At 48.8% G+C, this 26,350-nt stretch carries 20 protein-coding genes and 1 pseudogene; 6 read left to right on the forward strand and 15 right to left on the reverse strand.

Annotated elements, in window-relative coordinates:
* Nucleotides 1–227 precede the first annotated feature (227 nt).
* The 3 genes from QZ375_RS03175 to QZ375_RS03185 all read left to right on the forward strand — a co-directional run bounded on the left by QZ375_RS03175 (nt 228) and on the right by QZ375_RS03185 (nt 3,289).
* On the forward strand, nt 228–1,523 hold the full coding sequence (locus QZ375_RS03175; RefSeq protein ID WP_295215139.1) for a hypothetical protein: 1,296 nt from the start codon (nt 228–230) through the stop codon (nt 1,521–1,523).
* A 189-nt stretch (nt 1,524–1,712) separates the two neighbouring features.
* A complete protein-coding gene (locus QZ375_RS03180; RefSeq protein WP_295215142.1) occupies nt 1,713–2,741 on the forward strand; it encodes a 3-deoxy-7-phosphoheptulonate synthase in 1,029 nt (342 codons plus the stop codon).
* A gap of 53 nt (nt 2,742–2,794) precedes the next feature.
* Nucleotides 2,795–3,289: an HD domain-containing protein gene (locus QZ375_RS03185; RefSeq protein ID WP_295215145.1), complete on the forward strand. Its 495-nt coding sequence runs from the start codon at nt 2,795–2,797 to the stop codon at nt 3,287–3,289.
* 51 nt (nt 3,290–3,340) lie between these two features.
* On the opposite strand, the gene QZ375_RS03190 is transcribed toward QZ375_RS03185, so the two are convergent.
* Nucleotides 3,341–5,608: an ATP-dependent Clp protease ATP-binding subunit gene (locus QZ375_RS03190; protein WP_295215147.1), complete on the reverse strand. Its 2,268-nt coding sequence runs from the start codon at nt 5,606–5,608 to the stop codon at nt 3,341–3,343.
* 173 nt (nt 5,609–5,781) lie between these two features.
* Between QZ375_RS03190 and QZ375_RS03195 the strand changes: the two genes are divergently transcribed.
* Nucleotides 5,782–5,910 (forward strand): hypothetical protein, encoded by a 129-nt coding sequence (locus QZ375_RS03195; protein ID WP_295215149.1) that lies wholly within the window; start codon nt 5,782–5,784, stop codon nt 5,908–5,910.
* A gap of 93 nt (nt 5,911–6,003) precedes the next feature.
* On the opposite strand, the gene QZ375_RS03200 is transcribed toward QZ375_RS03195, so the two are convergent.
* The 6 genes and pseudogenes from QZ375_RS03200 to QZ375_RS03225 all read right to left on the reverse strand — a co-directional run bounded on the left by QZ375_RS03200 (nt 6,004) and on the right by QZ375_RS03225 (nt 14,963).
* Nucleotides 6,004–7,428, reverse strand: coding sequence for a PLP-dependent aminotransferase family protein (locus tag QZ375_RS03200; RefSeq protein ID WP_295215151.1), 1,425 nt, complete (start codon nt 7,426–7,428; stop codon nt 6,004–6,006).
* Complete coding sequence (locus tag QZ375_RS03205) at nt 7,394–10,459, reverse strand: glycosyl hydrolase family 59 (protein WP_295215153.1); 3,066 nt, start codon at nt 10,457–10,459, stop codon at nt 7,394–7,396. Before QZ375_RS03205 ends, QZ375_RS03200 begins: the two co-directional genes overlap by 35 nt.
* A gap of 70 nt (nt 10,460–10,529) precedes the next feature.
* Nucleotides 10,530–11,168: pseudogene (gene trmB, locus QZ375_RS03210) on the reverse strand (tRNA (guanosine(46)-N7)-methyltransferase TrmB); the annotation flags it as partial.
* A gap of 227 nt (nt 11,169–11,395) precedes the next feature.
* Complete coding sequence (locus QZ375_RS03215) at nt 11,396–11,875, reverse strand: dCMP deaminase family protein (protein WP_295215155.1); 480 nt, start codon at nt 11,873–11,875, stop codon at nt 11,396–11,398.
* Nucleotides 11,876–11,886: 11 nt separating this feature from the next.
* Entirely contained in the window at nt 11,887–13,704 is a 1,818-nt protein-coding gene (locus QZ375_RS03220; RefSeq protein WP_295215158.1) for a cellulase family glycosylhydrolase, read from the reverse strand.
* A 176-nt stretch (nt 13,705–13,880) separates the two neighbouring features.
* Nucleotides 13,881–14,963 carry a hypothetical protein gene (locus QZ375_RS03225; RefSeq protein ID WP_295215160.1) on the reverse strand — a complete coding sequence of 361 codons (1,083 nt, stop codon included), beginning with the start codon at nt 14,961–14,963 and terminating at the stop codon, nt 13,881–13,883.
* 123 nt (nt 14,964–15,086) lie between these two features.
* Here QZ375_RS03225 and QZ375_RS03230 point away from each other — a divergent pair, with 123 nt between their 5' ends.
* Both QZ375_RS03230 and QZ375_RS03235 read left to right on the forward strand, forming a co-directional pair.
* Nucleotides 15,087–15,368 (forward strand): YabP/YqfC family sporulation protein, encoded by a 282-nt coding sequence (locus QZ375_RS03230; protein WP_295215163.1) that lies wholly within the window; start codon nt 15,087–15,089, stop codon nt 15,366–15,368.
* On the forward strand, nt 15,346–16,512 hold the full coding sequence (locus tag QZ375_RS03235) for a sporulation protein YqfD (RefSeq protein ID WP_295215166.1): 1,167 nt from the start codon (nt 15,346–15,348) through the stop codon (nt 16,510–16,512). The genes QZ375_RS03230 and QZ375_RS03235 overlap by 23 nt, the downstream gene beginning before the upstream one ends.
* On the opposite strand, the gene rpoD is transcribed toward QZ375_RS03235, so the two are convergent.
* The 8 genes from rpoD to QZ375_RS03275 all read right to left on the reverse strand — a co-directional run bounded on the left by rpoD (nt 16,509) and on the right by QZ375_RS03275 (nt 26,345).
* Nucleotides 16,509–17,588, reverse strand: coding sequence for an RNA polymerase sigma factor RpoD (gene rpoD, locus QZ375_RS03240; protein ID WP_295215169.1), 1,080 nt, complete (start codon nt 17,586–17,588; stop codon nt 16,509–16,511). The two genes, QZ375_RS03235 and rpoD, sit on opposite strands and share 4 nt — an antisense overlap.
* 55 nt (nt 17,589–17,643) lie before the next feature.
* Nucleotides 17,644–19,380 carry a DNA primase gene (dnaG, locus tag QZ375_RS03245; protein WP_295215171.1) on the reverse strand — a complete coding sequence of 579 codons (1,737 nt, stop codon included), beginning with the start codon at nt 19,378–19,380 and terminating at the stop codon, nt 17,644–17,646.
* A gap of 30 nt (nt 19,381–19,410) precedes the next feature.
* The gene (locus tag QZ375_RS03250; RefSeq protein WP_295215174.1) at nt 19,411–20,400 is read right to left on the reverse strand and encodes a deoxyguanosinetriphosphate triphosphohydrolase; all 990 of its coding nucleotides are present in this window, start codon (nt 20,398–20,400) and stop codon (nt 19,411–19,413) included.
* Between the two features lie 96 nt (nt 20,401–20,496).
* Entirely contained in the window at nt 20,497–21,135 is a 639-nt protein-coding gene (locus QZ375_RS03255) for a YigZ family protein (RefSeq protein ID WP_295215177.1), read from the reverse strand.
* 75 nt (nt 21,136–21,210) lie between these two features.
* Nucleotides 21,211–21,411, reverse strand: a complete 201-nt coding sequence (gene rpmE, locus QZ375_RS03260; protein WP_295215180.1) for a 50S ribosomal protein L31 — start codon at nt 21,409–21,411, stop codon at nt 21,211–21,213.
* A 173-nt stretch (nt 21,412–21,584) separates the two neighbouring features.
* Entirely contained in the window at nt 21,585–22,631 is a 1,047-nt protein-coding gene (gene fliB / locus QZ375_RS03265; RefSeq protein WP_295215183.1) for a flagellin lysine-N-methylase, read from the reverse strand.
* A 127-nt stretch (nt 22,632–22,758) separates the two neighbouring features.
* Nucleotides 22,759–24,546, reverse strand: coding sequence for a cellulase family glycosylhydrolase (locus QZ375_RS03270; RefSeq protein ID WP_295215187.1), 1,788 nt, complete (start codon nt 24,544–24,546; stop codon nt 22,759–22,761).
* 164 nt (nt 24,547–24,710) lie between these two features.
* Entirely contained in the window at nt 24,711–26,345 is a 1,635-nt protein-coding gene (locus QZ375_RS03275) for a class I adenylate-forming enzyme family protein (RefSeq protein ID WP_295215192.1), read from the reverse strand.
* Nucleotides 26,346–26,350: the final 5 nt, after the last annotated feature.

Below are 26,350 nucleotides of genomic sequence, written 5' to 3' on the forward strand. Positions count from 1 at the left end.
ACGACAAAATTATGCTCGAAAATCCGCACATAAAAAGATACTGAACAGGCTCTTAGAGGTGCCTTGCAATATGTATGCATAGAATGGTTTGGTATGGTGATATTCTGATAATTGAAAAAGACAAATCATGACAAAAGTAGGTATTTCACCCACTTTTTGAACAGGACTTGACTTTTTGCAAAATTCGTATTATAATAAACGGAGATTTTAAGAATGGAGGCTGTGTGATGCAATCAAATCGAAGGTATCGGATTTATGCTTTGGCATTGGGGATGTGTCTTTGTACAACGGGATGTGCTGCGAATCACGGTGAAAAAGAACCGGAAGAATCTGCGCTGACAGAATTGCCGCCGTTGGTAACGACTGCACAGACAGAAACGTTACAGACAACTGTTGAAACGACGCTTTCTGTAGAGACCGAGTTGCCGGAACCGGCATTTGAGGCAACGGTAGCAGCTTGGGAACTGCCGGAAGAGTTGGGAACATTGCAGACTGTTCGTGTGCACAATGGGGAAATCTATCTGCTTGGAATACAGCAGAGTGAAACGCAGCAGAAGAGTGTTCTGTTTCGGGCAACGGCAGAAGAGGAGCCGGAGTTCACACCGTTGTTTGATAGTGTGAATGAAATAAATTTCCTGGGATTGATGGATTTTGATGTATTGTCTGATGGAACGATCTGCGGTCTGGTGTGTGAAAATTCCAATGCAGTTCCCTATGAAGATCCGACTTTTGATCCGCAACAGTTTGACTGGGAATCCTATTATGAAAATTATGCTACCCAGTATCGCTTGGTATGGTATAACTCTGACGGAGAGATCACTCAGAAACTGGGACTTTCTACTCTGTTGGATCTGGATGAAGCAGCAAAGCAGACCATGGCATTTACCAGTGTCCGCAGCGATGCTTCGGATCATGTCTATCTGACTGCGACGATTGATGAACAGGAATGTCTCATGACCCTGGACGACTGCGGTAATCTTCTTCCCATTCAGGGAAACGACTCCAATATTCTGTCCTTGGAATCAGATTATCAATGGATTCGCTGCGGTTCTGACGGTATGCTTCTTCTGGAAAAGGATGCAGAAGAATTGCTGCAATTGTCTCATCTGGTGATCACAGACAATACACTCTGGAAGATGGAAATTTCTTCGTCTGAGCTTTTGGCTGTGGACTGTGCCCTTTTGGAAGAGGCAGAGGAAACGATCTGGTATGGTTTCTGGGATGAAAATGGAATGTATCGTGTTGCAGAAAAAAATGCAGAACCAGAACTGCTCTATACTTGGGGTGACCTGGGACTGGATGCAGCGGAAGTGGAACGTGTTTTGATCTTGCCGGAAACCAAGGCATTATTGACCACCTATACTTCCCAGGGGAATCTGACCATTCAACTGCTTACACCAGAAGTGGAGGAAACAGAGGCTAATACCGAGAAAATAACGGAAACTACAACGATACCTGCGAAGTTTGAAACAAAACCGGAGTCTACGTCTCCGCCTATAGCAACACCGGTAAACTTTTCATGATTTCCACAATGAAGCTTGCATTTTGTCGGAAAATATAGTATACTTAATAAGGTGATTTTCATGCGAATCTCTTCCGCTTCGGCAGACAAAAGCCTGCTGGAGTTTCGCACATGATTTAGAAGTACTCTTCAATTTGTAATGTTTTTACAGTTTGGAGAATCAGTATTAGAAAGAAGGAATTGAAACACGATGAATATGAATTTTATTCGGAAGCTCCCGATTCCGAAGGAACTGAAAAAACAGTTTTCTTTGTCAGAAAAGCTGGTAGAGGTAAAGGCAAAGCGAGATGCCGAGATCAAAAGCGTTTTCACCGGGGAATCCCAGAAAAAGCTTCTGATCATCGGACCGTGCTCTGCTGACCGGGAGGACGCTGTACTGGATTATACAGCACGTCTGGCAAAGGTGCAGGAGCAGGTAAAGGACAAGCTGATCATCATTCCCCGGATTTATACCAACAAGCCCCGGACGACTGGTGAGGGCTATAAGGGCATGGTACATCAGCCGGATCCGGAGAAGAAAGAGGATATGCTTCAGGGTCTGATTTCCATCCGTGAGCTGCACACCCGTGCCATTGAACAAACGGGCTTAACCTGTGCAGATGAAATGCTCTATCCGGAAAATCATCGGTATCTGTCAGATCTGTTGTCTTATGTGGCGGTGGGTGCACGTTCCGTAGAAAATCAGCAGCACCGCCTGACTGCAAGTGGTTTGGATATTCCCGTGGGTATGAAAAATCCTACTGGCGGCGATCTTTCTGTTATGATGAATTCCTTGGTTGCTGCACAAGCATCCCATGTATTTCTGTATCGTGGTTGGGAAGTACAGACTTCGGGAAATCCCTATGCTCATGCTATTCTGCGCGGCGCAGTGGATCCACTGGGCAGAACCATTCCCAATTATCACTATGAGGATCTGATTACCTTGTATGAGTTGTATCAGAAAAAGAACTTCCAGAATCCGGCTGTGATCGTGGATGCGAACCATGCGAACTCGGGCAAGAAATACCTGGAACAGATTCGTATCTGCAACGAAGTACTCCATAGTTGTCGCCATAGCAATGAAATTGTTTCTTTGGTGAAAGGCTTTATGATAGAAAGCTATATTGAGGACGGTGCACAGAAGATCGGAGAGGGCTGCTACGGCAAGTCCATTACAGATCCGTGCCTTGGCTGGGAAAAGTCTGAGCGGCTGATTTATGATATTGCTGACCAGCTTTAATATCTTTTTTAAGAACCTATAAAAGAGAACCGTGCGGTGAAAGGAGCAGTATTATGGCATCCATGAGTCAATTGACAATGGCAATGATCACATTGTACAGCGGAGACCCCAAGCGGATCCAGCATTTTATGAAGGTGTATGCGTTTGCAAAAATGATTGCCGAAGAAGAACAACTCGGCTCAAAGCAGCGCGAGGTGATCGAAGTGGCAGCGCTGGTGCATGACATTGGGATTCATGCGGCAGAAAAAAAATATCGTTCTGCTGCCGGTGAGTATCAGGAGATCGAGGGACCGCCCATTGCACGTGCTATGCTGATGGCATTGGAATTCCAACCGGCTCTTATTAACCGGGTCTGTGAACTGGTAGCACACCATCATACCTATGACCAGATTGATGATGTAAGCCTGCAAATACTGGTAGAAGCTGATTTTATGGTGAATGCCTATGAAGATGGACTGCCCAAACGCAACATCAAGGCATTTCGGGATAAAATCTTTCGAACGGAAACAGGGATACATTATTTGAACGAATTGTTCTCTTTGACTTGATAAAAACCGGATACTGAGGATAGATTTCCTCAGTATCCGGTTTTTTTGGATTTATCGGAGTACACGATCCAGTACCACAAAATTATTCTCTCGTGCTGTCAGACGGATCTCATCACCTGGACGGATCTCACTGTGCAGCATTTTGTCTGCCAGAGGATTTTCTACAGTCTGCGCCAGGTAGTGTTTCATGGGACGAGCGCCGTATTGTGCAGTTTTCGGCGCATGTGCCAGAAGTTGCACAGCTTCCGGCGTAAATTCCATGGCAATTTCCATGCGTGCCAGCCGCTGCTGCAATCCTTGGAGCATTCTTTTTGCGATCTGTTCCAGGCTGTTGGGCTGCAATTTATGGAACCAAAGTACACCATCCAGTCTGCCCAGAAATTCCGGGGAAAAATGCTGTTTTAAGGCATTCTGTGCTGCTTCGTTGTGCATGCTGGAGTGAGATGTTGTAAATCCTAACTGCTCTCCAGTACGCATAGCTTCACCGCCGATATTGGAGGTAAGAATCAGCAGGGCGTGGCGAAAGCTGGTTTTTCTGCCGCAGGAGTCGGTGAGGACACCATCTTCCATGATTTGCAGCAAAATATTGCAAACATCCGGGTGCGCTTTTTCGATCTCATCAAACAAAATAACACAATAGGGTCTGCTGCGCACTCGTTCACACAGCATTCCGCCGTCTTCAAAGCCTACATATCCGGGAGGAGCACCGATAAGCTTGGAGACAGCGTGCTTTTCCATAAACTCGGACATGTCAATGCGAATGAGACTCTCCTTGTCGTCAAACAGATGTTCCGCTAAGGCGCTTGCCAGAGCAGTTTTTCCTACGCCTGTTGGTCCGGCGAAGAGGAAAGTGCCGATGGGACGAGCAGTTTCCTGTAGTCCGGTGCTGGCACGGAATAGTGTGGCTGTCAGCTCGTCAACTGCTTTGTCGTGTCCGATGACCTGACGTTTCAGAGTATCCCCAAGAGTCAGCAGTTTCTGACGCTGGGCTTCGGTGATTTTTTTCGTGGGGATGCCCGTACGTGCTGCTACAACCACGGCAATATCTTCTTCAGTTACTTCAGCAATTTCCGGCGCTTTTCGTGTCTGTTCCCAGCGAATTCGTGCCCGGGAACAAGCTTCGTCCAGGAGATCGATCGCCTTGTCCGGCAGAAAACGGTCGTGGAGATACCGATCAGCATATTGAATCGCCGTTTTCAGAACTGGGTCTGAAATGGTCACTTGATGAAATTCCGCATAGGTTTCCCTTAATCCCTGAAGCATGGCATAACATTGACGTTCGTCTGGCTCGTGGACTTGTACTGGCTGAAAACGGCGTTCCAGCGCACTGTCTTTTCCGATGGTAGTACGAAATTCATCAGGTGTAGTGGCACCAATGAGCCGGATTTCTCCTCGTGCAAGCTGGGGCTTTAGCATATTTGCCGCATCAATGGCACCCTCTGCCGCACCTGCACCTACAATGGTATGCAGTTCGTCAATGAATAAAATGATATTGCCGTGTTCGGCTGCTTCGGTCAGGCAGTTTTTCAGGCGTTCCTCAAAATCACCTCGGTATTTCGCTCCGGACAGCAGGGCAGGCAGATCCAGGGAAAACAGCTGCATATGTTGCAGGGATTCCGGCACATCGCCCTGTAGGATTTTTCGGGCAATTCCTTCTACAATGGCGGTTTTACCCACACCAGCTTCTCCGATGAGACAAGGATTGTTTTTGGTGCGTCGAGATAGGATGCGAACGATCTGTTGTAATTCTTTGTCCCGTCCCACCAGTGGATCATAACGGTATGGATTAGACGGATCGGTCATGAGCTTGCCGTACTGAAACAGCGCTGGGCAGGACTTCCGGGACAAGGTATCGATCTGCTGACGCTCCATCCGGACACCGTAGGTGGTATCACAATTGCAAAGGGTGCACAGCTGGTTCAGACTCACGCCCAACTTCTTGAGAATAGTCACAGCACTGCAACAGGGCGCATGAATGATTGCCAGGAGCAGATGTTCTGTTCCCGCAAGTGCCCGCCCGGCATCTCGTGCCCGTTCTTTGGCATCCTCCAGAATGGACACCAGTGACGGCGTCAGGCAGTCATCCCGGACTTGTGCAGGAATACCTCGCCCCACCAGATCAATGACGGCATGGCGCAGCTGTTTTGCGTCCATTTGTTGTGCTGCAAGCGCGCTTGCAGCTGCATTGCCGCCTTCCTCCACCAATCCCAACAGCAGATGTTCACTTCCGATGTACGTATGCCCTAGTTCCTCAGCAGCATGAATTGCTTCTTTCATGGCGAGAATTGCTTTTCCGGTAAATCCTTCTGTATATCGCATGGCTTTATCTGTCCTTTCCTCTGATTCAATGTGTACGGTTATAGTATGCCATAAACTTCCTGCAATATTTGTCGAAGGAGTCACACATTTTTCGCTTTGGCATACAATGTACTATGAAACAGACAAAAAACAGTTTGTTTCAAAAAAATCTGACATGAAGGAGATAGTGTATTATGTGTTTTGAAGGTAACGGTGGATGCTGCTGGATTATTATTCTGCTTGTGATTCTGTTCTGCTGCTGCGGTAATGGCAATGGCTTCGGCTGTGGCAATAACAATAACGGCTGTGGCTGTGGATGCTAAGAAATTTCTTCCAGCATATAATTCCAGCATAGTCTGAAAAAACGGGTGCAGTACCTTTTGTGGTACCTGCACCCGTTTTTTTGGGGGATAACATTATAATAATTTGCTCCATGCATCCAGCAGTCGTTTTGTTCCAACTGTTATTTCCTCTGGAGAAAGACAGGCATAGCCTAAGACAATACATGGGGATGTTTTTGATGTGCAGCTTGCCGTTCCATAATAGCCGGACAAGCCATATACTGTCACATGCACTTGTTCCGCCGTCCGGATCAGTTCCTCTTCTGTACATGGCAAATGCACCTTCAACAACAAGTGCAGCCCAGCTTCTTCACCGCTGACGGTGATAGATTTCGCTAGGGGATGAGAGCGAAGCACTGACAGCAATAAAATCTGACGCTGACGGTAGGTTTTTTTCATCCGGTTCAGATGGCGTTCCAGGTGACCTTCCTGCAAAAACTGCACCAAAGTATACTGTTCAAAGCTTGGCACGGTGGAAGAATAAAAGGAAAAATCCCGTTTAAATCGTTCCGCCAACTCAGGCGGCAGGACAACATAGCCAATACGCAGAGACGGTGCAAGTGTCCGGGCAAAGGTATTCATATAAATAACATGTCCTGTCTTGTCCAGACTGTACAGTGTCGGTAAGGGTTTTCCTTGAAACCGCAGTTCGCTGTCATAGTCATCTTCAATGATGTAGCGGTCAGGCTGGGCTGAGACCCATTGCAACAGCTCAGCACGTCGCCGTATGGGCATGATTATTCCCGTAGGGAACTGGTGGGACGGTGTCACGTGAACAATCGTTGCTCCCGATTGTTCCAGATCATTCAGCCGAAGCCCGGCATTGTCCATGGAAACGCCTATGACTGCTGCGCCGTTGCTATGAAGAATCTGTTTGCCCTTCTGATAACCGGGATCCTCAACTGCATACCGCCGGGATGCGCCCAGCAGCTGCACCAGGATTCCCAACAAATATTCCGTTCCTGCACCTACCAGAATCTGTTCCGGAGTAACATGAATATCCCGAAATGCCCGGAGATGGGCTGCAATTGCTTGACGCAATTCGTATATGCCCATGGAGGGCGTTGCCTGTAACAAAGCTTCCTGTTTTGAAGTCAGCACCTGCCGGGATAATTTTGCCCAAGTGGCAAAGGGGAATTGTTCCAGATCTACACCGCTGGTGGAAAAAATGATCTGATCCTTTGGTGTATCCGGTAAGGATGCAGCCGCATTATGCGCCGGCAATTTCTCTAGTTGAGGCGCATGTGCCAACAGTGTGGCATCCGGGTCTACATAATAGCCGGCACGGGGGCGGGAATAGAGATATCCTTCTGCCACAAGCTGCTCATATGCCGTTTGTACTGTGATCATACTAGTCTGCAAATGCGCCGAAAGTGCACGCCGGGACGGCAATTTTTCATGAGGTATAAGGACACCCTGAGCGATTTTCGTTTGGATTGCCTGACAGATCTGCCGATAGAGAGGTTCAGGACTGTTTGGGTTCAGTAGAATCGTCAGCATAGTGTTCCATCATTTCTGTGGAGTCGTTTTCCAGGATCTGCTGCATTTCCTGTATGGTCAGGCTCATTTCCATGTCCTGAGAAGTTGCATCATCGGAATTTGTATCGGATGGCTCAAAAATGGCTTCGATCTCACGCATGGACTGGCGTGTCTCTGGGTCAAATTCTGGTTCTTCAGGGACAGGTGCAGCAGGTGCTTCTTCTATAGTTTGTGACGCAGATTCCACAGGTTGTTCCGAGGCTGCCTTTGATGTGGTGAGAATATCCTGCTTCGGCGCAGATTTCTCTGGCGCTGTTAGTTCAGACTCTTCTGTAGGCATCTGTTCCGGCTGCTGGGGTGTTTCGGGTTCCGATGCAGGCGCAGGTATTTCTTCCGTCGGCTTCGGCGCTTCTGTAAAAGGGTGTTCCATATGCCATAGCATTGCCTCTGCATCCATGAAATCGGAATCAGTCGGATGAGTTGCTTTCTGCTGGCGGCGTGTGGCAGCGACGGTGGAGCGAATGTTGTTGGGGACAGAAAGCGTATCTGTCATACGAGGGTAAGATTCCGGAATTTCCAGTACATCCAGCTTAAATGAACCGCCGGTGAGAAAGATGCGCATTGTGTGTGTACCCTCCGGAAGCTGGTCAATAACCATACATGCCTGACGGGGCTGGCAGTCGGGAACAAAGAAATTTTCATACACGGTGTGTCCGTCAATGAGCACAGTGAACTCCGCATTCTGTGCTGTACCAATGACAGCGATCCCTGTACCGTCAAAGCTGCACGAGAATTCAGCCCCTGCTTTCGCTTCCATGGATGTACGATTATAGAAGAGGTAGCTCTCCATGGCGTGGATCTCCCAGTTTTCGTTGTAGAGAATACCATCCCCGAAGCAGTCTATCCGACGGACAAAGGGCGGCTGTACAGCAATCGGTTCAATGCGGATATTGCGGAACATATTCCAGGCATAATCGCTGCAAAGGCTGGCTCTGCCGCTGTTGACCATACATTGGGGTGTGTATTTGGTCAGGAAATTGCCGTTGATGAAGAAGAAGATGGAGTTGCCCAGCACGACTAGTTTTAGCTTGTTCCATTCTTGAGGATCCACATGGTGCAGAATTCCCTCTGCCGCAACACTTTCCATATCCATGAGTTTCCAACTGCCGTCGCCGTAGATTCGTCCGGTATAGCCGCACATGGAAGAAAATTCACAGGTGACAGCAGAATTATAGCGGATGCCGATGCCGGAAAAGTTGTGTTCTTCTAAATTGGCGAGGCGTACTTCAGCTTCGGCGCTATAGCTGCGCCATTTGTCGTCGCCAAAGCAGGTCAGCGGCAGAGGTGTTCCACGGAATCGCCAGTTTGTGGGCAGAATCTGCGGTGTGATTTTCTGACAGATGGCATAGCCGTCGTCCGCTTCTACCAACTCAAAGGCACCGCCCTGATCGGTCATATAGCGTGGTGCACAACCTCGTATGCGAATCTCTTCTGCTGTATATTTCAGATCATCATGATAGGGCAGTGCAAGACGGGTTGCCATAGGCGGTTGAATTGCCGGGAAGGTGTTCACACCGTTGACCCAACTGGTATCCAGCGTAGTTACTGTCATAATGGAGCGTGGGGGTACTTTGATGAGATATGTATCCTTGTGATTGCGGATCGGACGGAAATTCTTGCCCTTCTGGAACCAATTTGCATCATATGCCTGTCTGCCGGAAGGACCTTTTGTCACCACCGAGGAAAGTACGCCAGGTTCAAATGCCATATCCTTGATCTGCACAGAGTAAACACGCACTTCATCGCTTTCGTTGGTGAAGAACATGGACAGTTCCGTGCGATCTGGCGAGGTCAGGGTCATGACGTTGCTGGTGGTATTGGTGATGGCGTGATCTTCTACGCCGTCTCCATAACAGGCACCATTCACATACATCCAGCCTTTCTGGGAGAAACGACTGAAATGAAGCGCCATCCAAAAGCCGATGTCAATGACATAATACCCCGACCACGGTTCCCATGCTCGGATCAGTTGTTTCGGTGCATAGCAAGAACCATCATAATAAGAGGCAACCGCCGGTTGGAATTCGTACATGACCATTTTGCCGTTGTAATAGCTATTGATGATGCGATTTGCTACGTCAATGGGCCCGTTTTTGCCAATAAGTCCGGATTCATCCGCCTGTACCGTCAGCTCTGGCACATTGCAGGGAGCAATACCTTCGCTGTACCAAATTTCTTTCCCATATGCTTCATTGAGTAAGTTGGTGTAGGAATCGCCAAATGTGGTGTAGTGCAGGCCAATGACATCCACTGCATTGCGCAGGGCACTGTTGTCTACCATCTGCTCAGCAATGTTACGAGTGCCTACCTCATCAGAAGCAATGATCTTAATCTTGCTGTAATCATAAGGTGCATTTGTCTCATGATCCAGCCGATAGCGCAGATAGAGAATCCACGCCTCGTCGGGTGTGTCTGTTTCATTTTGGTCAGCGCTGATGTAGTCGAATTTCAGCCCGTACACGGCATAAGCGGCATCCAGCGTTTCCTTGTACCAGCGATAGCGTGCATTCAGACCATGCTCCTGGCTGATAGAAAAGGCACTTGTGACCCAGTTTGGCTCGCCCCAACGGAGAAAATCTATCGTAATATCCGGATTGATTGCCTTTGCGTCTGCGGCAAACTGAAAGCCTGCCCCACGTGTAACATCTGCCGGTTCGTTGGCAGAACGCTTGGTACACGGCTCTGTGCCGGAAGAGGAGTTGATATCTGCGCCCAGTTCGATTTTAATATGCGTCAGTCCAACGCCATAGTCCTTTTGAAACAGCAGCCGCATGATCTCTTCGTATGCCTGGGGATGTTCCACTTTATAGTCCAGCAGCAGCCGGGAAGAATTGTTTCCGGTGACGCAGCCAAATCCACGATAACTAGCTGCCGGATTCTCATTTGCCTGGGTGCCGTCTGCAATGATTTCCATGGGCGGCGCAGTATTTCGCTCTATGAGATTAGAAAAATATTGGTTCATGGATTTATGGTTCTTCGTTGTTAAGCCCATTGTTCTCGTTCCTTTCACTATATTGCAGCAGATGCCGGAGGGATTCTATCGGCACAGAGGGGTCTGGTTCGGCCTTGAGGAATTTGATCTTTTTTCCCATTTCGTCAAACATCTGTTCGTGTTCAGTCTCAAAATACCGCAGCGTTGGATCACTGTGGAGATCTCGTGTTATCGTTGTGATGCGGAATCCTGCCTCAGGAAAATATGCCAGAGATTCCTCAAACAGTTCGTCATCGTCTGTTTTGAACCAGATCTCTCCGTCCAGGAGCAGTCGATACTGCACCAGCTGACGCGGATGAGTGAGCCGACGTTTTTTATGCTTCCCTCTCGGCCAGGGGTTGCAGAAGTTGATATAGATCCGGTCGATACGGTCTGTTTCAGAAAAACAGTCCCGAAGATACATAATATTGTCAATACAAATGCGGACATTGTCCAAGGGCAGATCTGCCGCTGCATATGCTGTTTCCAGCTTGCGTTTGGCAAGAACCAGCATCTCATTTTTTATGTCAATGGCAAGGTAATTATAATTCGGATTTGACGGAGCTTCTTGTGCAATAAAGCCGCCTTTGCCGCAGCCGAGTTCCAGTCGAAGGGGCTGCTGCTTCGGAAATTGAGAAGCCCACTGTCCTTTGCAGGATTTCGGTTCCGAGATATAGAATGGGCAGGCCTCCAATTCCGGTCGTGCCCAGGGTTTACAGCGAATACGCATGGATCGTTTTCATCCTTTCGTGATAATGCACCGTTTCCGGGCGCATAATTTCTCTATTTTATTATAGCATATTTTGCAGAAAAACACAAAGGGAATTTGAAAAAAAGCGAAAAAAATCGAAAATAGGGATATTTCACAAAAACCAAAAGGCTTTTTTAGGCAAAAAAAACTCTCCCGAAAAACGGGAGAGCATTTTCTTGTGAAAAGTTATGCAGAATTAACAATGGTCAGAGCGTCAGTTCGATTGTCCGTTCTGTGTGATGATAAGGACGGCAAGTGACGCCGGTCAGCAGGAACATTCGCTGGGATGCCTTTGTGGCATCGGAATCTGCATATTTGTTGTCATAATAGATGATTTCACGAATACCGCTTTGAATGATCGCCTTTGCACACTCATTGCAGGGGAACAGAGTCACATAGAGCCGGCATCCCTGCAAGCTTCCTGCGCTGCGGTTGAGAATGGCATTCAGTTCTGCATGGCAGACAAAGGGATATTTCGTATCAAGAAAATCACCTTCCCGTTCCCATGGCATGTCGTCATCATTGCAGCCCGTAGGCATACCGTTGTAACCGACAGAGACGATTTTGTGCTCCTGGTTGACGATACAAGCGCCGACCTGTGTGTGATTGTCTTTGCTGCGCTGGGCGGAAAGCAGGGCGATTCCCATGAAATATTCATCCCAGGTGAGATAATCCTTACGTTTCATCGGCAACGACCTCACTGGGGAAATGCATCAATAGATTTGGAGAGCACCTGACGATAGAGTGCCAGGTCGATGCCGTTTACAGTACCGTCACCGTTGACATCACCTGCCCGGAAATTCCCGTCGCTGGTTTCCTGCCCCAGCAGGAATTTGAGAAGCTGGATAAGATCTGCCATATCCGTAGTGCCATCCTGTGTAATATCTCCGATGACAGCCGGTGTTTCCGATGTGGTTACGGTAGTAGTGGTTTCTTCCTTTGTGGTAGTGGAAACTCCTGTACCAGTTTCTACAGGTTTGGAGGAACTAGTTTTGCCATCCCAGATGGTGCCGCCGTCAAGGTTGCTTCCCTCTGTAGAAGCGTAGGAACTGTAGAAATCACTCAGAGAAATGCTGGAGCCGTTTGTGCCAAGTGCACGCTGGTGATCCAGGCTGATATATTTTCCAGTTTCCAGCGTCTGCCACAGAGATTCTTCAAACATGTTATATTTTTCATCATCCCATGTGATAAAATCGTATGCCAGCAGTCCGCCGGTATCACCGGAGTTGGGGTTCAGACCCCAGAAAGTATGATTGATGTGGTTGTCGATCATGTAGTTCCGAAGCAGCGTCATCCACTTTTCATTACTGCCGCCGTCCATATGACCGCCCCACTCGCCGATCAGCAGGGGAGCGATATCCTGGTCATTGATATATGCCCAGGTGTCATACCAATAGTCGTCCAGCAGAGTCTGGGTAGTGAAGTCCTTGTCAAACCAGGTCTGGTTATACACAGACGGGCCGTAGTCGTGAGGCGAGTAAACGATCTGGCTGGTACCGGAATCCGGTTTAATGGGATAATCCTTCACACCACGCAAATTTCCGCCCCACCATGCACCGTACCAGGGAGAAACATCCGCAGATGCCTGCCAGATGTCCGCTGTGTCATAAGTGTAGCCTTTTTCCGTCTTGGGATACTGTTCAACGCCTTCGATGAAGATCAGTGCATTGGGATTGACACTCAGCAAAGAATTGGCACATTCTGTTGCGGAATATGCCCAGTTATTCAGATCGGTAGAGTTGTCCCATTTTGCAATATCAGAGGGGCAAGTTGTCCCATTATAGCCGCGTTTTCCGTGAGGCTCATTTTTCAGATCGTAGCCGATGATGGTATCATCGCTGTTATATTTCTCCGCCAGCCAGGTAATGGAATCCTTCCACATGTCCCATGTGATCTGTTCAGAAGAAAAGGCACCTACTGCCATGTTATCTGCATCTGCTGCGGAACTTTCGTAGTACCACAAGTTATAGTTATGGCCGGAGTTATGAGAAGCCGGACTGTGGACGTCAATCATCACTTTCAGACCGTACTTTTTCATCTTCTGCATGATAATATCAAAAATTTCCATGCTGTTTTTCAGAGTTTTGCCGTCCTCCAGGACAAAATCCGGGTTTACTACGAAATACGGCGGATCGTTTCCGGCATTGACGCTGGAAACATCCAGCGGTTTACCGTCCATCCAGGATACCAGAAGCTCTGTGGAGATGGGCATACGGATCAGGTTAATGCCGTGGTTTGAAACATTTTCCAGGAAGTCATCAATATCAGCAGCATACAGTCCATGGGCACAGTTTTCCGTGCAGTTGAAGCCGAACCAGTTTGCGCCGGTGAGCCAAACCTCATGTCCCTCTGAGTCATAAAGACGGCTGCCCTCAGCGTGAAGCCAGTCATCATTGTTGTCATCTACAGCAGCAGCGCTCAAGCTTGTCTGCACCGCAGGAATGCTTGCGGAAAAACAGGTGACTGTCATCATCCCTGAGACAGCAAGCGCCATTAGTTTTTTTCGTATTCTCATAAATATACGAACTCCTTTCTGGTGAAAATACCGTCACCGACGATACCTTTTTATTTTTCTGTTGTAAACAGAATCTATTCTCTTTCATTATAGTATATTCTGTCTAAAAAGTCAAGGGATTTTGAAAAAAATCTGGGCAATTAGGCGCACAGTACCGCTTTTCTGAAAAACAAAAATTATTCCAAAAGCCTCCGTTCCTCCCGGAACACCAGAAGTATCATTATCAGCAGCATACAAGTAGGGAAAATCGGATTCCGTGAGACGATTGCTGTTGACATCACTGCCGCTGTTTCATCTGGAATATCTGGCAGAAAGTGCACACCCACAGCACAGCATCCGGCAGAGGATATGGCAGCCACGCACCGCCAAGAGATAAAGTGCTTCATGGGAACGACATCTCCAGTGACAGCTCGGATCTGCAATATGACGCAGAGACCGCCGAAAGAGAGCAGCGCTGCAAATATAGGAATCCGCAGGCGAAAGGGCAGGGACAATGCAGCGGCATTTGTGATTTCCAGGATGCATTTTGTTACGGCGGAAACAGGAAATGTCAGGGACAATTTCTGTGCAGACAGGGTCAGCAGTTGAAACAGCCCTAAGGCATTCAGAACTGCACAAACTGCGGAAAAACAAAGGATAATACCGCAGAGCTTCAGCAGTGTTCGTCCGGCGTCGGCAGTACACTGCACCAACAGAGAGGCATCTGCCGGGTAAATTGCCGTTTGCTCGTTTCGTTGAAGCCGTATGGGTTTACGTCGAAACAGCAGACATGCCAGCAGCAGGTTGGATAATACATTTGTTCCGAAAATCAGCAGAAACACTTGGGTTCGATGGGGGACATTGCCCAGGAGTCCCAGGAGAAATGCCGGACCGCTGCCGTAGCATACCCCGAGCAGTCTACCGGCATCCTCCCGGCGCAGGGTGCCGTTTTCCGTCAGGGTGCGGAGCATGCTTGCACCGATCGGATAACCTGCAAATTGGCTCAATAAGAATACTGCAAAACAGGCATCAGGCATACCAAACAGTTTCGGCGTGATCCGGCGCAGAGGTTTTGCCAGCACACGCCAGATTCCTGTAGTCACAAGCAGTTGAGACAGGATCATCATAGCATACAGAGATGGGATGATCACTGTCAGGCATCGGGTCAGCGCATTCTGCATTTCCAACCGGATCTCACTGGCAAAACAGACACAGAGGATCAGCAGGAGCAATATTCCAAAAGCAGAAGCATTGCGCCGTATAAAGAGAGAACGAACCATATCACAACCTCCGAAAAATACATCCAACGGGATCTCATGAATTTTTATGCCTATCAAGTTACCGAATATGTCTGAGATACTATTTTTCCATACCTGTGCATAGAATGCTGTGAGGTGATTCGCATGGGAAAACGTGTGGCAGAAGCCGGACGGCGGCTGCTCTGCCTGCAAACTTATCTTCAAATGAATGGGAACCGGGAGATTTATCTGGAAAATTGCCGCAGGATCCTGGAATATAACGATATCCGTATTGTAGTACAGACCACGGATCTGATTTTGGAGATCTGGGGTAAGGATCTCCAGGCTGACAGCCGTTCACCGGAAAGTCTGCTGATCCACGGGGAGATCCAGTCGATGACATTGACACCAAAGGGGGTGCGCCATGGAACAGCATCTGCGAGGTGAGTACCGGGCGGTGGCATCCGGCGGAAAGCTGTATTCCTTTCTCAATGCAATGCAGTCTGCCGGGATCTGCTGTCGGGGACAGCGTTGTCTGGGAGATACCTATCAGTTTCGGTTTTATGAGAAATATCGTACAGCCGTGGAAGAATTGGCGCAGCAATACGGCGTTACATTACAGTTGACTACCCGCCGCACTCTCCGGCAATTTCTACATCGCTACCGTTTCCGGTTCGGTATTCCATTAGGACTGCTGCTCACTGGCGGACTGTTGTTTTATGGTTCCAATATTGTCACGGAAATTGACGTGATCGGCAACGAAACTGCAACGACAGCGGAGATTACTGCAATTCTGGAGGAGTGCGGCGTGACACGGGGGCGCTGGATCCCGTCTATTGATTTTTCTATGTGTGAACATACTCTGCGTGCCGGGGTAGATGAACTGGCATGGGTGGGAATGCGCCATACGGGAAACCGTCTTGTAGTAGAGGTGATGGAACGTGATCCTGTGCCGAAAATGTTGGAGGATCGGGTGCCATCTAATATTGTTTCTGCACAAGACGGACAGATTGTTTCTGTATCTATTTATTGCGGACAGCTTATGAAACTGGTGGGAGAACCAGTGCAGAAAGGGGATCTTTTAGTCAGCGGCGTTGTCATAGATGAAACAGGACATTTGGGGATTCGCCATTCTCTGGGAAGTATTATCGGGCAGTATGAGCAGACAGAAACTTTTACTTGTTCTTATGAGCAGCAGCTGCGCACGCCAACAGGTGAAACAACACCAAGGAAATATCTGGATATTTTTACATGGCATATCCCCCTTGGAAATAAAGACGATCCCTATGAGGACAGCATCAAAACCACAGGCTACAGCTGGTTTTCCCTGCTTGGTGCAGAACTGCCTATTGGCATCTATCGGGAGACCTACCACGAATACCGATCGAAAACATTGACATTGACGCCGGAAGAGGCAAAACAAAATCTGGAGGAACAGGTACAACGATATGAAGATAATTTTTTGGATGAAGTGGAGATTCTGGACAAAAAAACAGCCGTCCTCGAAACCGAGGACGGCATACAATGGACGGTTACTTATACGCTCCAAGGGGAAATCGGGGTGCAGCAGGAGCTGTTTATACAAGATTAGTCCAGAAAATCCTTAACTTTTTTGCTGCGGCTGGGATGGCGCAGCTTGCGCAGTGCCTTTGCTTCGATCTGACGGATACGCTCACGGGTGACATCGAATTCCTTGCCCACTTCTTCCAGTGTCCGGGAACGTCCGTCCTCCAGACCGAAACGCAGACGAAGTACCTTTGCCTCACGGTCAGTCAGCGTTGCCAATACCTCGTTGAGCTGTTCTTTCAGCAGCATGAGAGAAGCTGCGTCTGCCGGAGCCGGCGCATCGTCATCCGGGATAAAATCGCCCAAATGGCTGTCTTCTTCCTCACCGATGGGTGTTTCCAGAGAAACGGGATCCTGTGCAATGCGCATGATCTCACGGACACGTTCCGGCGGCATCTCCAGCTTTTCTGCAATTTCTTCCGCAGACGGATCGTGACCTGTCTCGTGGAGCAGCTGGCTGGAAACTTTCTTTACCTTGGTGATGGTCTCTACCATGTGTACCGGGATACGGATCGTTCTTGCCTGGTCTGCAATGGCACGGGTGATTGCCTGACGGATCCACCATGTGGCATAGGTGGAGAATTTGAAGCCCTTTGTGTAGTCGAATTTCTCTACCGCTTTCAGAAGTCCCAGATTGCCCTCCTGGATCAGATCCAGGAACTGCATTCCTCTGCCTACATATTTTTTTGCAATGCTGACAACCAAACGCAGATTTGCCTCAGACAGGCGCTTTTTGGCATAGCTGTCGCCTTCCATCATGCGCTTTGCTAGTTCGGTTTCTTCATCCGGGGAAAGCAGGGGTACACGACCGATCTCTTTCAGATAAATTTTGACCGGGTCGTCAATGGCAATGCCTTCGGTAGACAGCGTCATTTCCAGATCGTCTACCAGATCTGCATCGCTGTTGCCGATGGATTCATCAATGGCGGTGTCGTCAATGATCTCAATATTCAGCTGTTCGCAGCTGTTGATGATGGAAGCAAGCTGGTCGGTGTCGAAATCCAGCTCATCCAGAACATCGGTGATCTCTTTTGTGGTAAGCTTTCCGTTTGCCTTGCCCTGTTCCATCAAAGCGTCAATGGTCATTTTTTTCTGTTCCATGGCATATTTTCCTTTCTATCTGAATTCTCAGTGGAGAACCGTTTTCATATATGTATCAGACTTTCGGATGCTGTTTTTTTTGAATCAGAGAGAGCAGATCATCGTCTGTTTCCACAGCTGTATGCTGTTCTTCCTGCAAAATACGGACACAGTCTGTTATTTCTTCCCGTGTGACAGGAATATCTCGATGTCGTGCAGGAATCCCGCTTATTTTACCCATTTCGTCGTCAGATAATACGCCTCCCAGGTAAGAAAGCGAAAACGCAGTTTCATTTTTGCGGCATTCTTGAAAAGCTGAAAAGACCCGGCGGTACAAAGGAATGACAAACTGTTCCGCCGTCAGTGTATCTGCGATCCATGCTGCATCTGTCGGGTTTACTAGCAGATAACAGAGAATTCGTTCTTCTGCACGGCTTTCCCGGAGGTGGACACTGGATTGAGGCTGCTGCGGTTCAGGCCGTACCGTGTGTTCCATAATGCCTTTCCATTCCTTTGTTTTTTCCAGGTGTTTTTTGCTGCGCAACTGGCGTTCCACCTGCTGTTCCAGCACGTTCTTGGAAATTTCCCATTTGTTTGCTGTCCGGGAGAGATAGACCTCCCGTTCCAGAGGATTCTGTATCTCCGTCAGTACAGATACCACACGTTTTAACAGCTGCACCTTTCCTGCTTCTGTGTTGGGATCCAGTCCCTGTTCGCAGCGGTCCAACCGGAAATTGATGGCATCTCCTGCCTGTTCCAGCAGCAGTCGGAATCGCTCTGAACCAAATTTTTTGATAAATTCGTCTGGGTCTTTTGCGCCGGACATGTGCAGGATCCGTGTGGGCATTCCCACTTCGCTGAACCGGTTGATCGCCTTTTGCGTTGCCTGCTGCCCGGCACCATCGCTGTCATAGGCAATAATCATTTCCTTGGCATATTGGGTGAGCTTCCGTGCCTGTTCCGGCGTAATGGCGGTACCTAGAGTTGCCACCACATTGGGAAAACCGGCCTGGTTGATGGCAATGACATCCATATAGCCCTCGGCGAGGATCATGTAAGTGGAACTGCTGTCCTTGGCAAAATTCAGGGAAAACAGATTGCGCCCCTTATCAAAGACAGGCGTCTTGGCAGTGTTCAGATATTTCGGCTGGCTGTCGTCCATGACTCTGCCGCCAAATCCAATAACAGCGCCTCGTGTGTCCACGATGGGAAACATAACACGGCAGCGGAATGCGTCGTATAGATTACCTTTATTGGAACGATGCGCCACGTTTGCCGCCAGGAGTTCTTCTTCTGTAAAGCCTTTTTTCAGCAGGTGGTCTGTCAGCACATTCCACGCATCCGGTGCATAGCCCAGACCGTATTTCCGGATGGTTTCCGGCTTTAGCTGGCGAGAGACCAGATATTGCAGTCCTCGTTTGTCATTGCCGGCGGTGAGGTTTCGGAAATAAAAATTGGCGGTCTCACGGTTGATGGCAAAGATCCTCGTGCGCAGCTGTGCGCGGCGGTCGGCTTCCCGGTCATTGGGTACCTGGAGACCGCTTTTTTCTGCCAGTTGCTTTACAGCATCTGCGAACTCCAGATTTTCCATGCGCCGCACCCAGGTGATGACATCGCCGCCTGCACCGCAGCCAAAGCAGTAAAAGCTTTGCGTATCTGGAAATATTGTGCAGGATGGGGATTTTTCTGAGTGAAAGGGACAGTTGCACACATAATGTCTGCCCCGGCGGATCAGATTCACATAATTTCCAGCAATGGTCTCCATGGGACAGGCAGCCCGGATCTGTTCTAAAAAGTCGTCGCTATAAGTCATAGGATCACCGCCTTTTCACAAATTGTATGCTTATTCCCAGCCCTTCGGAATAAACAGATCCTTGTACAGATCCACGGCATAGCCGTCGCTCATGCCGGAAATATAGTCACAGACTGCCCGGTGGATATCCTCTTTTTCCGCAATAGCGAGGTATTGCGCCGGTAATAATGAAGCGTGGGAAATAAAATGAGTATACAATGTTTCAATGAGTAGCTTCGCCTTGTTTTCTTCCTGCTTGGCAATGGGGTTGTAATACACTCGTTCAAAGAGAAAAGCGTGAAGCTTGTCATGCATGGCTTGGATCTCCGGCGCCATGCCGATCTGTTCCGTGCCGTGTTCTACAACAGCCCCTACCAGCTTGGTGATCCGTTTTGTTTTGGTATCTCCCAGTGCTTCCACCACATCCGAAGGCAAATCTTCTTTCCGAAGGATACCGGCACGGATGGCATCCTCAATGTCGTGGTTCATATAGGCGATTCGGTCAGCAATACGTACGACATTCCCCTCTTTTGTGTCAGCGATCCGGTTGGTGTGACAGAGAATGCCGTTGCGTACCTCTTCGGTCAGATTCAGCCCTGCACCGTTTTTTTCGATGATATCTACCACCCGCAGGCTTTGTTCATAGTGGCGGTAGCCGTGAGGGCAAATGCTGTTGAGGATGGACTCGCCGCTGTGTCCGAAAGGGGAATGTCCCAGATCGTGTCCTAGGGCAATGGCTTCGGTAAGATCCTCGTTCAGCCCCATGGCACGGGAAATGGTTCGTGCGATTTGAGCCACCTCTAGCGTATGAGTCAGTCGGGTGCGGTAGTGGTCACCGGCAGGGGAGAGGAATACCTGCGTTTTTCGTTTCAGCCGCCGGAACGAATTACAGTGCAGGATTCGATCCCGATCCCGTTGGAATTCCGTTCGGTAGGGACATGACTCTTCCGGCCGCATTCGCTGGGCATGTCCCAGATTGGGGCAGGCATTCGGTGACAGAAATTGTAACTCCTGCTGCTCCAACTGTTCTCGAATGGTCATGAGGCTTCCTCCTTCACATATGTATAAATATGTCACTGTCTATAAATACGCTTCAGATATCAAAAAGTCCTTTATTTTTACAGTGCTTTTTTGTACTTATTTTTTGTTACTTCTGGAAAAGTCTGCATACTGCAATTCGCCCACGTTTACGGAGATCTGGTTTCCGGTCAGGTCAATGAGTTCTTTTTGCAATGACGCCCAGAGTGTATCCCGCACCAGCAGTTTCAACTGCACCTGATCTTCAAACACAGTGTCCAGCTGTATTAGATCTGTCTGGGGCAGGTTATAGATGATCTTGCCGTAAAGGGAATAGTCTGACTGGATGGTGACTGGATAGCAGGGGAGCATGATCTGTACCTGTGCCTGTTCTACTGCAAGAGCTGCGCTATGGGAATAAGCACGGACGAGTCCGTTGGCACCCAGCAGCACACCGCCGAAATACCGTGTTACCACGCAGCAGACATCCGTCAGTCCGTTCTTTTGCAGCACATCCAGAATGGGCATTCCGGCTGTGCCTTGAGGTTCGCCGTCGTCTGAATAGCGAGAGGCATTGCCCTCACGAAGCAGATAGGCATAGACATTGTGCCTGGCTCTCCGATGTTCCCGCCGCACATTGTCAATGACCTGGGCAGCTTCTTCCTGGGTATGTATTGGTGCTAGATATGCGATAAACTCTGACTTTTTCTCTACAAAGGATGCCGCCACAGGTGCGGCAACAGTGCGATAGTCTGTCATTTCATTAACCTCCAGGTAGACAAAAAAGGACGGTAAGAAATATACCGTCCTTTTCCATTGTAATTGTTCCGGAAATTAGTCCAGATTGAAACGCTTCTTGAAACGATCAACACGTCCGCCGGTATCAACCAGCTTCTGCTTACCAGTGAAGAACGGGTGGCACTTTGCACAGATTTCCACCTTGATATCCTTCTTTGTGGACATTGTCTCCATAACGTTGCCGCAGTGGCATGTGATGGTGGTCTTTTCAAATGTCGGATGAATGCCTTCTCTCATGGGGTTTCACCTCCTGAATCTGTTGTATCTATCTACAGCAGCCCATCGGCCATTGCGCCGACAGTAGTCCTGAGAATTCTAATGATTTTGCAGCAGAGCCGCTACAGTTTTTTATTATATCACACTTTTCAGGGCTTGTCAATACCTTTTTTCAATTTTTTTGAGAAGGATCTTCAATTTTTTTGAGAAGGATCAACATTTTCTGCATACAGCCGGGCGTAGAGGGCATCGGGTGAAAGCTCCTGCTTTGTTTCCAGCAAAAGTTCCAGCCGTTCCATATTATCTCCGTCATATTCCACTTCTTTGACAAACAACTGCCAAATGCGCAGACGTTCCGGTTGTGTGCGAATGTCCAGCCGATGGATCATAGTGCAGACAGCACACACGAAAAATGCTGCCAGTTGTACTGGAAACAGGGAACTATCGTCAAATACCGTGCGCAGATAGTGTCGATACAGCACATCTATGGCAAAGAGGCGAATCTCCCTGTCAAACGCTTCGTTCATTTCCAAAGCATATGTCGGTACAAGCGCAGCCTGTTCCAGCATATGCTGCCAGTCTGGAGTAAGAATTTCGCAGGAACGCAGGAATTCCAGACAAACATTTTCTGAGCAAATGACATCCTTCTGCATTTGCGGATGAGCAATTTGTTCCCAATCCAGCTGCATGGAAAGGCATTCTGCCATCTGAACCAATGCCGGGCGGGATGTATCCCTGAGCGTTTTGAACAGCTGTGATCGTTGGCGCTGCAATTGCGACATGCGTATCGGATCATATTCTGGCGCATCTCCGGGCAGTTCTGGGTGATTCTCTTCTGTCAGACTCCATGTATCCAAAGGCATGGTCAGCAGTATCCGTGCCGCTTCCGGGCAGGCAATGGAGAGGTCATATTCCGCAAAATCCCCATAATCTTGAACCAGCCGGGGAAACTGGCGGCAAGTTTCGCATAATGCAGTTTCGCCGAGCTGCATCTGGATATCACAGAGATGCTGTGCATTCCAGAATGGACAGCGGCTGTCCTTTTCTTGAAAGATAACATCGCCATCCGCATCAAAAATCATAGTTTTTCGGAGTCGTTTTCCCAATTCACCGGGAATAGTACGGTAAAAAGCTTCGGTTTTCTCATCCAGTACAATTTCCCAGTCTGTACAGCAACTGTCCGGACAGGCTCCGGCAATGCAGCGAAATGTTCTGTATTCTGGCGTCATAATTTGTTTCATTTATATCACTTCCGTTCTTTTTCAGTATAGCACAGGACAGAGCCAGTGTCAAATGCAAAAGCGCCTCACTGGGAAAACCAGTCAGACGCTTTTGCGTTTTAGAATTGCATATATGTGAATGATGAAATTACACGTCGTGTTTTGCCACCCATTGGCGCAGGATCGTCAGATCCATGCCATTGACTTTGCCATCATCGTTCAGGTCGGCGTTGTCATGTCCACGCTTGGTCAATTCTGCATTGCCCAGCAGATACTTTGAGAAGTACACGATATCGGCAACATTGACGGTATCATCGTCATTAACATCGCCCAACAGCCAATAGTCAATGCTAACGGAAGTGGTCGTATCCGTTGTTTGCACAGGAGTTGTTCCTGTCGTGAGCGTTGACTCACCCAGGGCAACGATCTTGGTATAAGTGCATTCGCCGCCGGTCGTCTTGACGCAGATGGAACCGATGGTGGAAATATCGCCGCCCCATGCCTTTGCAATATCCTCAGAACTGTAGTAAGCAATGCCCTTTTCCTCGTCTACGCTGTATGCGCCGACTTCGGTCCAGTTGCCCCAGGAGCTGTCCATAAAGGCAATGACAGGCTTGCTGCCGCTGGTGTATACAACAGCGATCTCACCCTTTGTCAGCTGATCTTTCGTAATAGGCACAGCGCTGGATGCCTCTGTGATAGAATTTTCGCCTTCCCAGATCACATCGCCTGTGCTCAGATCTGCATGCTCATAGATAGGAAGATGCTTTTCACTGCCCCAGGCTATGCCATTGTCGTCAATAACTGCCATCATAGCGTCAACTACCGGTTCAGAGGCCTCATACCAGGTGTTGTTGCTGCGATTAAGATAGCCGTGCGCTTCAGAAGCAGAGAGACTGTTGGTGATGGCATTGTTATCCCAGAGTACGCAGGGGATACCCAGCTTCTTCGTCCAGGTCAGATAATAGGTTGCCCAATCGCAGCGGGCGTCGGTATTGTCGAAGTTGGATGCACTGAATTCGCCCAGTACAACGGGAATGTCCTTGTCGGTGAAATAATACTGGATATCCGAGAAGAGAGAATCCAGATCGCTCTTATAATTGTCAGAGAAAACGGTATGGTCACCGTCACCCATCGCGAAATTATAAGGGGTGTATGCGTGCAGGGAAACTGCCACATAGTCATCTTCCGGAATCTCCAGAGAGGAGTAGCTGCTGGCATATGCCGAAGCCGCATAGGACGGGATCATCAGCAGACGGTTGTCCTTGTAAGGGGAATCAATGGAACGCACGGTGTTCACAAAATCTGCATTGAGCTTGTTTACCACTGCATAGCAATCTGCGTTGCCCTGCCATTCATAGAGCACGCCTGTCTGACGGGGTTCGTTCATGCCCTCGAAAATCAGGTGCTGGTCGTAATCCTTGAAATATGCTGCGATCTGTTCCCACATCTGAATCAGACGAGGAGACATTTCATCGTAGGCAGTGGGGAAGTCCGAACGGTTGATCCACTCCTCGTGGTGCAGGTTCAGAATCACATACATGCCCTGATTATATGCATAGTCCACGACTTCCTTGACACGTGCCAGCCAGTCCGGATTGATGGTATAAACCGGATTACCGTTTTCATCGGTGCTCTGAGTGACATTTCTGTACCAGGTTGTGGGAACACGGATGGTGTTGAACCCCTTTGCCTTGACAGCATCGATGAGTTCCTGTGTAATGACCGGGTTGCCCCAGCTTGTCTCCTGGGAAAGACCGCCGCCGTTGGCATCCATGGAGTTACCGATATTCCAGCCGATGGTCATGCCTTCGGTGATATCGTCCGCCGTCATGGTACCTTCCGCAGAAACTGAACCAGGGAAAATGGTCAATGTCGAAAACAGCATAGCTGCTGCCACGCCGGCAGAGAGCAATTTGTGCAAGTGCTTTTTCATAAAATTCCTCCTGTTTGTTATTCACTTCAAAAAAACCAAAAGATTGGAACATATTGTTTTTATTATAACACCGATTTGGCTATATGTCAACCAATTTCTTTCCATTCGGGGGAGTGATTTTGTACAAACTTAACCATTGATCTTTGGCGGTTTTGCCTCGAAAATCAGCCCTGATTTTCCTTCTCGATCAGGCAATCGCCGCAGTACATTTTCCGCAGCTTTGGCTTTTCGATCTTTCCGGTGGCATTTCGGGGGACAGGTGCAAAAATGATCTTCCGGGGACGCTTATAACGAGGCATACCCAGACAGAATTCGTTGATTTCTTCTTCGGTGCATTCCACACCCTGCTTCAGTTCCACAATAGCAGTGGCAATTTCACCCAGGCGCTTGTCCGGAAGTCCGATCACGGCAACATCCTTGATTTTCTCGAATTTACTCATGAAATTCTCAATTTCAACAGGGTAGATATTCTCGCCGCCGCTGATGACCACGTCCTTTTTTCGGTCTACCAAAAAATAGAAGCCATCCTCATCCTGCCGTGCCATATCACCGGTATAGAGCCAGCCGTCGTGGAGCACCTCTGCAGAAGCTTCGGGATTATTATAGTAGCACTTCATGACGCCGGGACCTTTGACTGCCAGTTCGCCAACACCGCCCTGAGGCACATCCTGTCCGTTTTCGTCGATGATCTTTACTTCCCAGCCGTAGCCCGGTACACCGATGGCACCGACCTTGTGGATATTCTCCAGCCCCAGATGTACACAGCCTGGACCGATGGATTCGCTGAGTCCGTAGTTGGTATCGTACTGGTGGCATGGGAAATATTCCTTCCAACGCTTAATGAGACTCTGAGGAACAGGCTGTGCACCGATGTGCATGAGCCGCCATTGGCTCAGCTCATAATCCTCCAGACGGACAGAGCCGTTGTCCAACGCTTCCAGAATATCCAACGCCCAGGGCACCAGCAGCCAGACGATGGTACACTTTTCCCGGGAAACAGTCTGCAAGATGGTTTCAGGATTGACGCCTTTCAGCAGCACCGCACGACTGCCGCTCAGCAAGCTGCCGAACCAGTGCATTTTTGCACCTGTGTGGTATAGGGGCGGAATGCAGAGAAATACGTCGTCTTTGGTCTGATGGTGATGATTCTGTTCTACTTTGCACGAATGCATGAGACTACGGTGGGAATGCAGAATGGCCTTGGGGAATCCTGTTGTTCCTGAAGAGAAATAAATGGCTGCATCGTCCTCATCCTGGATGGAAATGCCGGGGGAAATGCTGGCGCAGTTGGAGGTCAACTTGTCATAGTCTTCGGCAAAAGACGGACAGTCACCGCCGACATAAAAGAGCAGTCGGTTCTTGCTGATGGATTCGACAATGGTTTCAATACGCCCAATAAATTCGGGACCGAACACCAGTACATCCACATCCGCCAGATCCAGACAATACTGGATTTCCTCTGCGCTGTAGCGAAAATTCATAGGTACTGCAAGGGCGCCGGTTTTCAGAATGCCGAAATAAATGGGCAGCCATTCCAGACAGTTCATGAGCAGAATGGCAACCTTGTCGCCCTTTTTGACGCCGCGGCTGATGAGCAGCTGGGCGAAACGGTTTGCCTTTTCGTCAAAGACATGCCAAGTGATCTCCCGGCGGTACCAGAATGATGAGGTGGGCTGGATCAGATCGTAATCCTTCCAGAGCATGCGGCGTTTTTCCTGGATCTGGGGATTGACCTCCACCAGACAAACATCATCGCCGTATTTCCGGGCGTTTTCTTCTAAAAGTTCCGTAATTGGCATAATAT

Origin of the sequence: Ruminococcus sp., assembly GCF_019417665.1 — a bacterium.
Classification (GTDB): domain Bacteria; phylum Bacillota; class Clostridia; order Oscillospirales; family Ruminococcaceae; genus Ruminococcus_C.

Coding starts and splice junctions, on each gene's coding strand:
- QZ375_RS03175 (WP_295215139.1), top strand. CDS start 228: ATGCAATCAAATCGAAGGTATCGGATTTATGCTTTGGCATTGGGGATG.
- QZ375_RS03235 (WP_295215166.1), top strand. CDS start 15,346: ATGGAACAGCATCTGCGAGGTGAGTACCGGGCGGTGGCATCCGGCGGA.
- QZ375_RS03215 (WP_295215155.1), bottom strand. CDS start 11,875: ATGAAACGTAAGGATTATCTCACCTGGGATGAATATTTCATGGGAATC.
- dnaG (WP_295215171.1), bottom strand. CDS start 19,380: ATGACTTATAGCGACGACTTTTTAGAACAGATCCGGGCTGCCTGTCCC.
- QZ375_RS03270 (WP_295215187.1), bottom strand. CDS start 24,546: ATGAAAAAGCACTTGCACAAATTGCTCTCTGCCGGCGTGGCAGCAGCT.
- QZ375_RS03220 (WP_295215158.1), bottom strand. CDS start 13,704: ATGAGAATACGAAAAAAACTAATGGCGCTTGCTGTCTCAGGGATGATG.
- QZ375_RS03255 (WP_295215177.1), bottom strand. CDS start 21,135: ATGACAGACTATCGCACTGTTGCCGCACCTGTGGCGGCATCCTTTGTA.
- QZ375_RS03250 (WP_295215174.1), bottom strand. CDS start 20,400: ATGACCATTCGAGAACAGTTGGAGCAGCAGGAGTTACAATTTCTGTCA.
- QZ375_RS03195 (WP_295215149.1), top strand. CDS start 5,782: ATGTGTTTTGAAGGTAACGGTGGATGCTGCTGGATTATTATTCTGCTT.
- rpoD (WP_295215169.1), bottom strand. CDS start 17,588: ATGGAACAGAAAAAAATGACCATTGACGCTTTGATGGAACAGGGCAAG.
- QZ375_RS03230 (WP_295215163.1), top strand. CDS start 15,087: ATGGGAAAACGTGTGGCAGAAGCCGGACGGCGGCTGCTCTGCCTGCAA.
- QZ375_RS03200 (WP_295215151.1), bottom strand. CDS start 7,428: ATGCTGACGATTCTACTGAACCCAAACAGTCCTGAACCTCTCTATCGG.
- QZ375_RS03185 (WP_295215145.1), top strand. CDS start 2,795: ATGGCATCCATGAGTCAATTGACAATGGCAATGATCACATTGTACAGC.
- fliB (WP_295215183.1), bottom strand. CDS start 22,631: ATGAAACAAATTATGACGCCAGAATACAGAACATTTCGCTGCATTGCC.
- QZ375_RS03190 (WP_295215147.1), bottom strand. CDS start 5,608: ATGCGATATACAGAAGGATTTACCGGAAAAGCAATTCTCGCCATGAAA.
- QZ375_RS03205 (WP_295215153.1), bottom strand. CDS start 10,459: ATGGGCTTAACAACGAAGAACCATAAATCCATGAACCAATATTTTTCT.
- QZ375_RS03180 (WP_295215142.1), top strand. CDS start 1,713: ATGAATATGAATTTTATTCGGAAGCTCCCGATTCCGAAGGAACTGAAA.
- QZ375_RS03275 (WP_295215192.1), bottom strand. CDS start 26,345: ATGCCAATTACGGAACTTTTAGAAGAAAACGCCCGGAAATACGGCGAT.
- QZ375_RS03225 (WP_295215160.1), bottom strand. CDS start 14,963: ATGGTTCGTTCTCTCTTTATACGGCGCAATGCTTCTGCTTTTGGAATA.
- rpmE (WP_295215180.1), bottom strand. CDS start 21,411: ATGAGAGAAGGCATTCATCCGACATTTGAAAAGACCACCATCACATGC.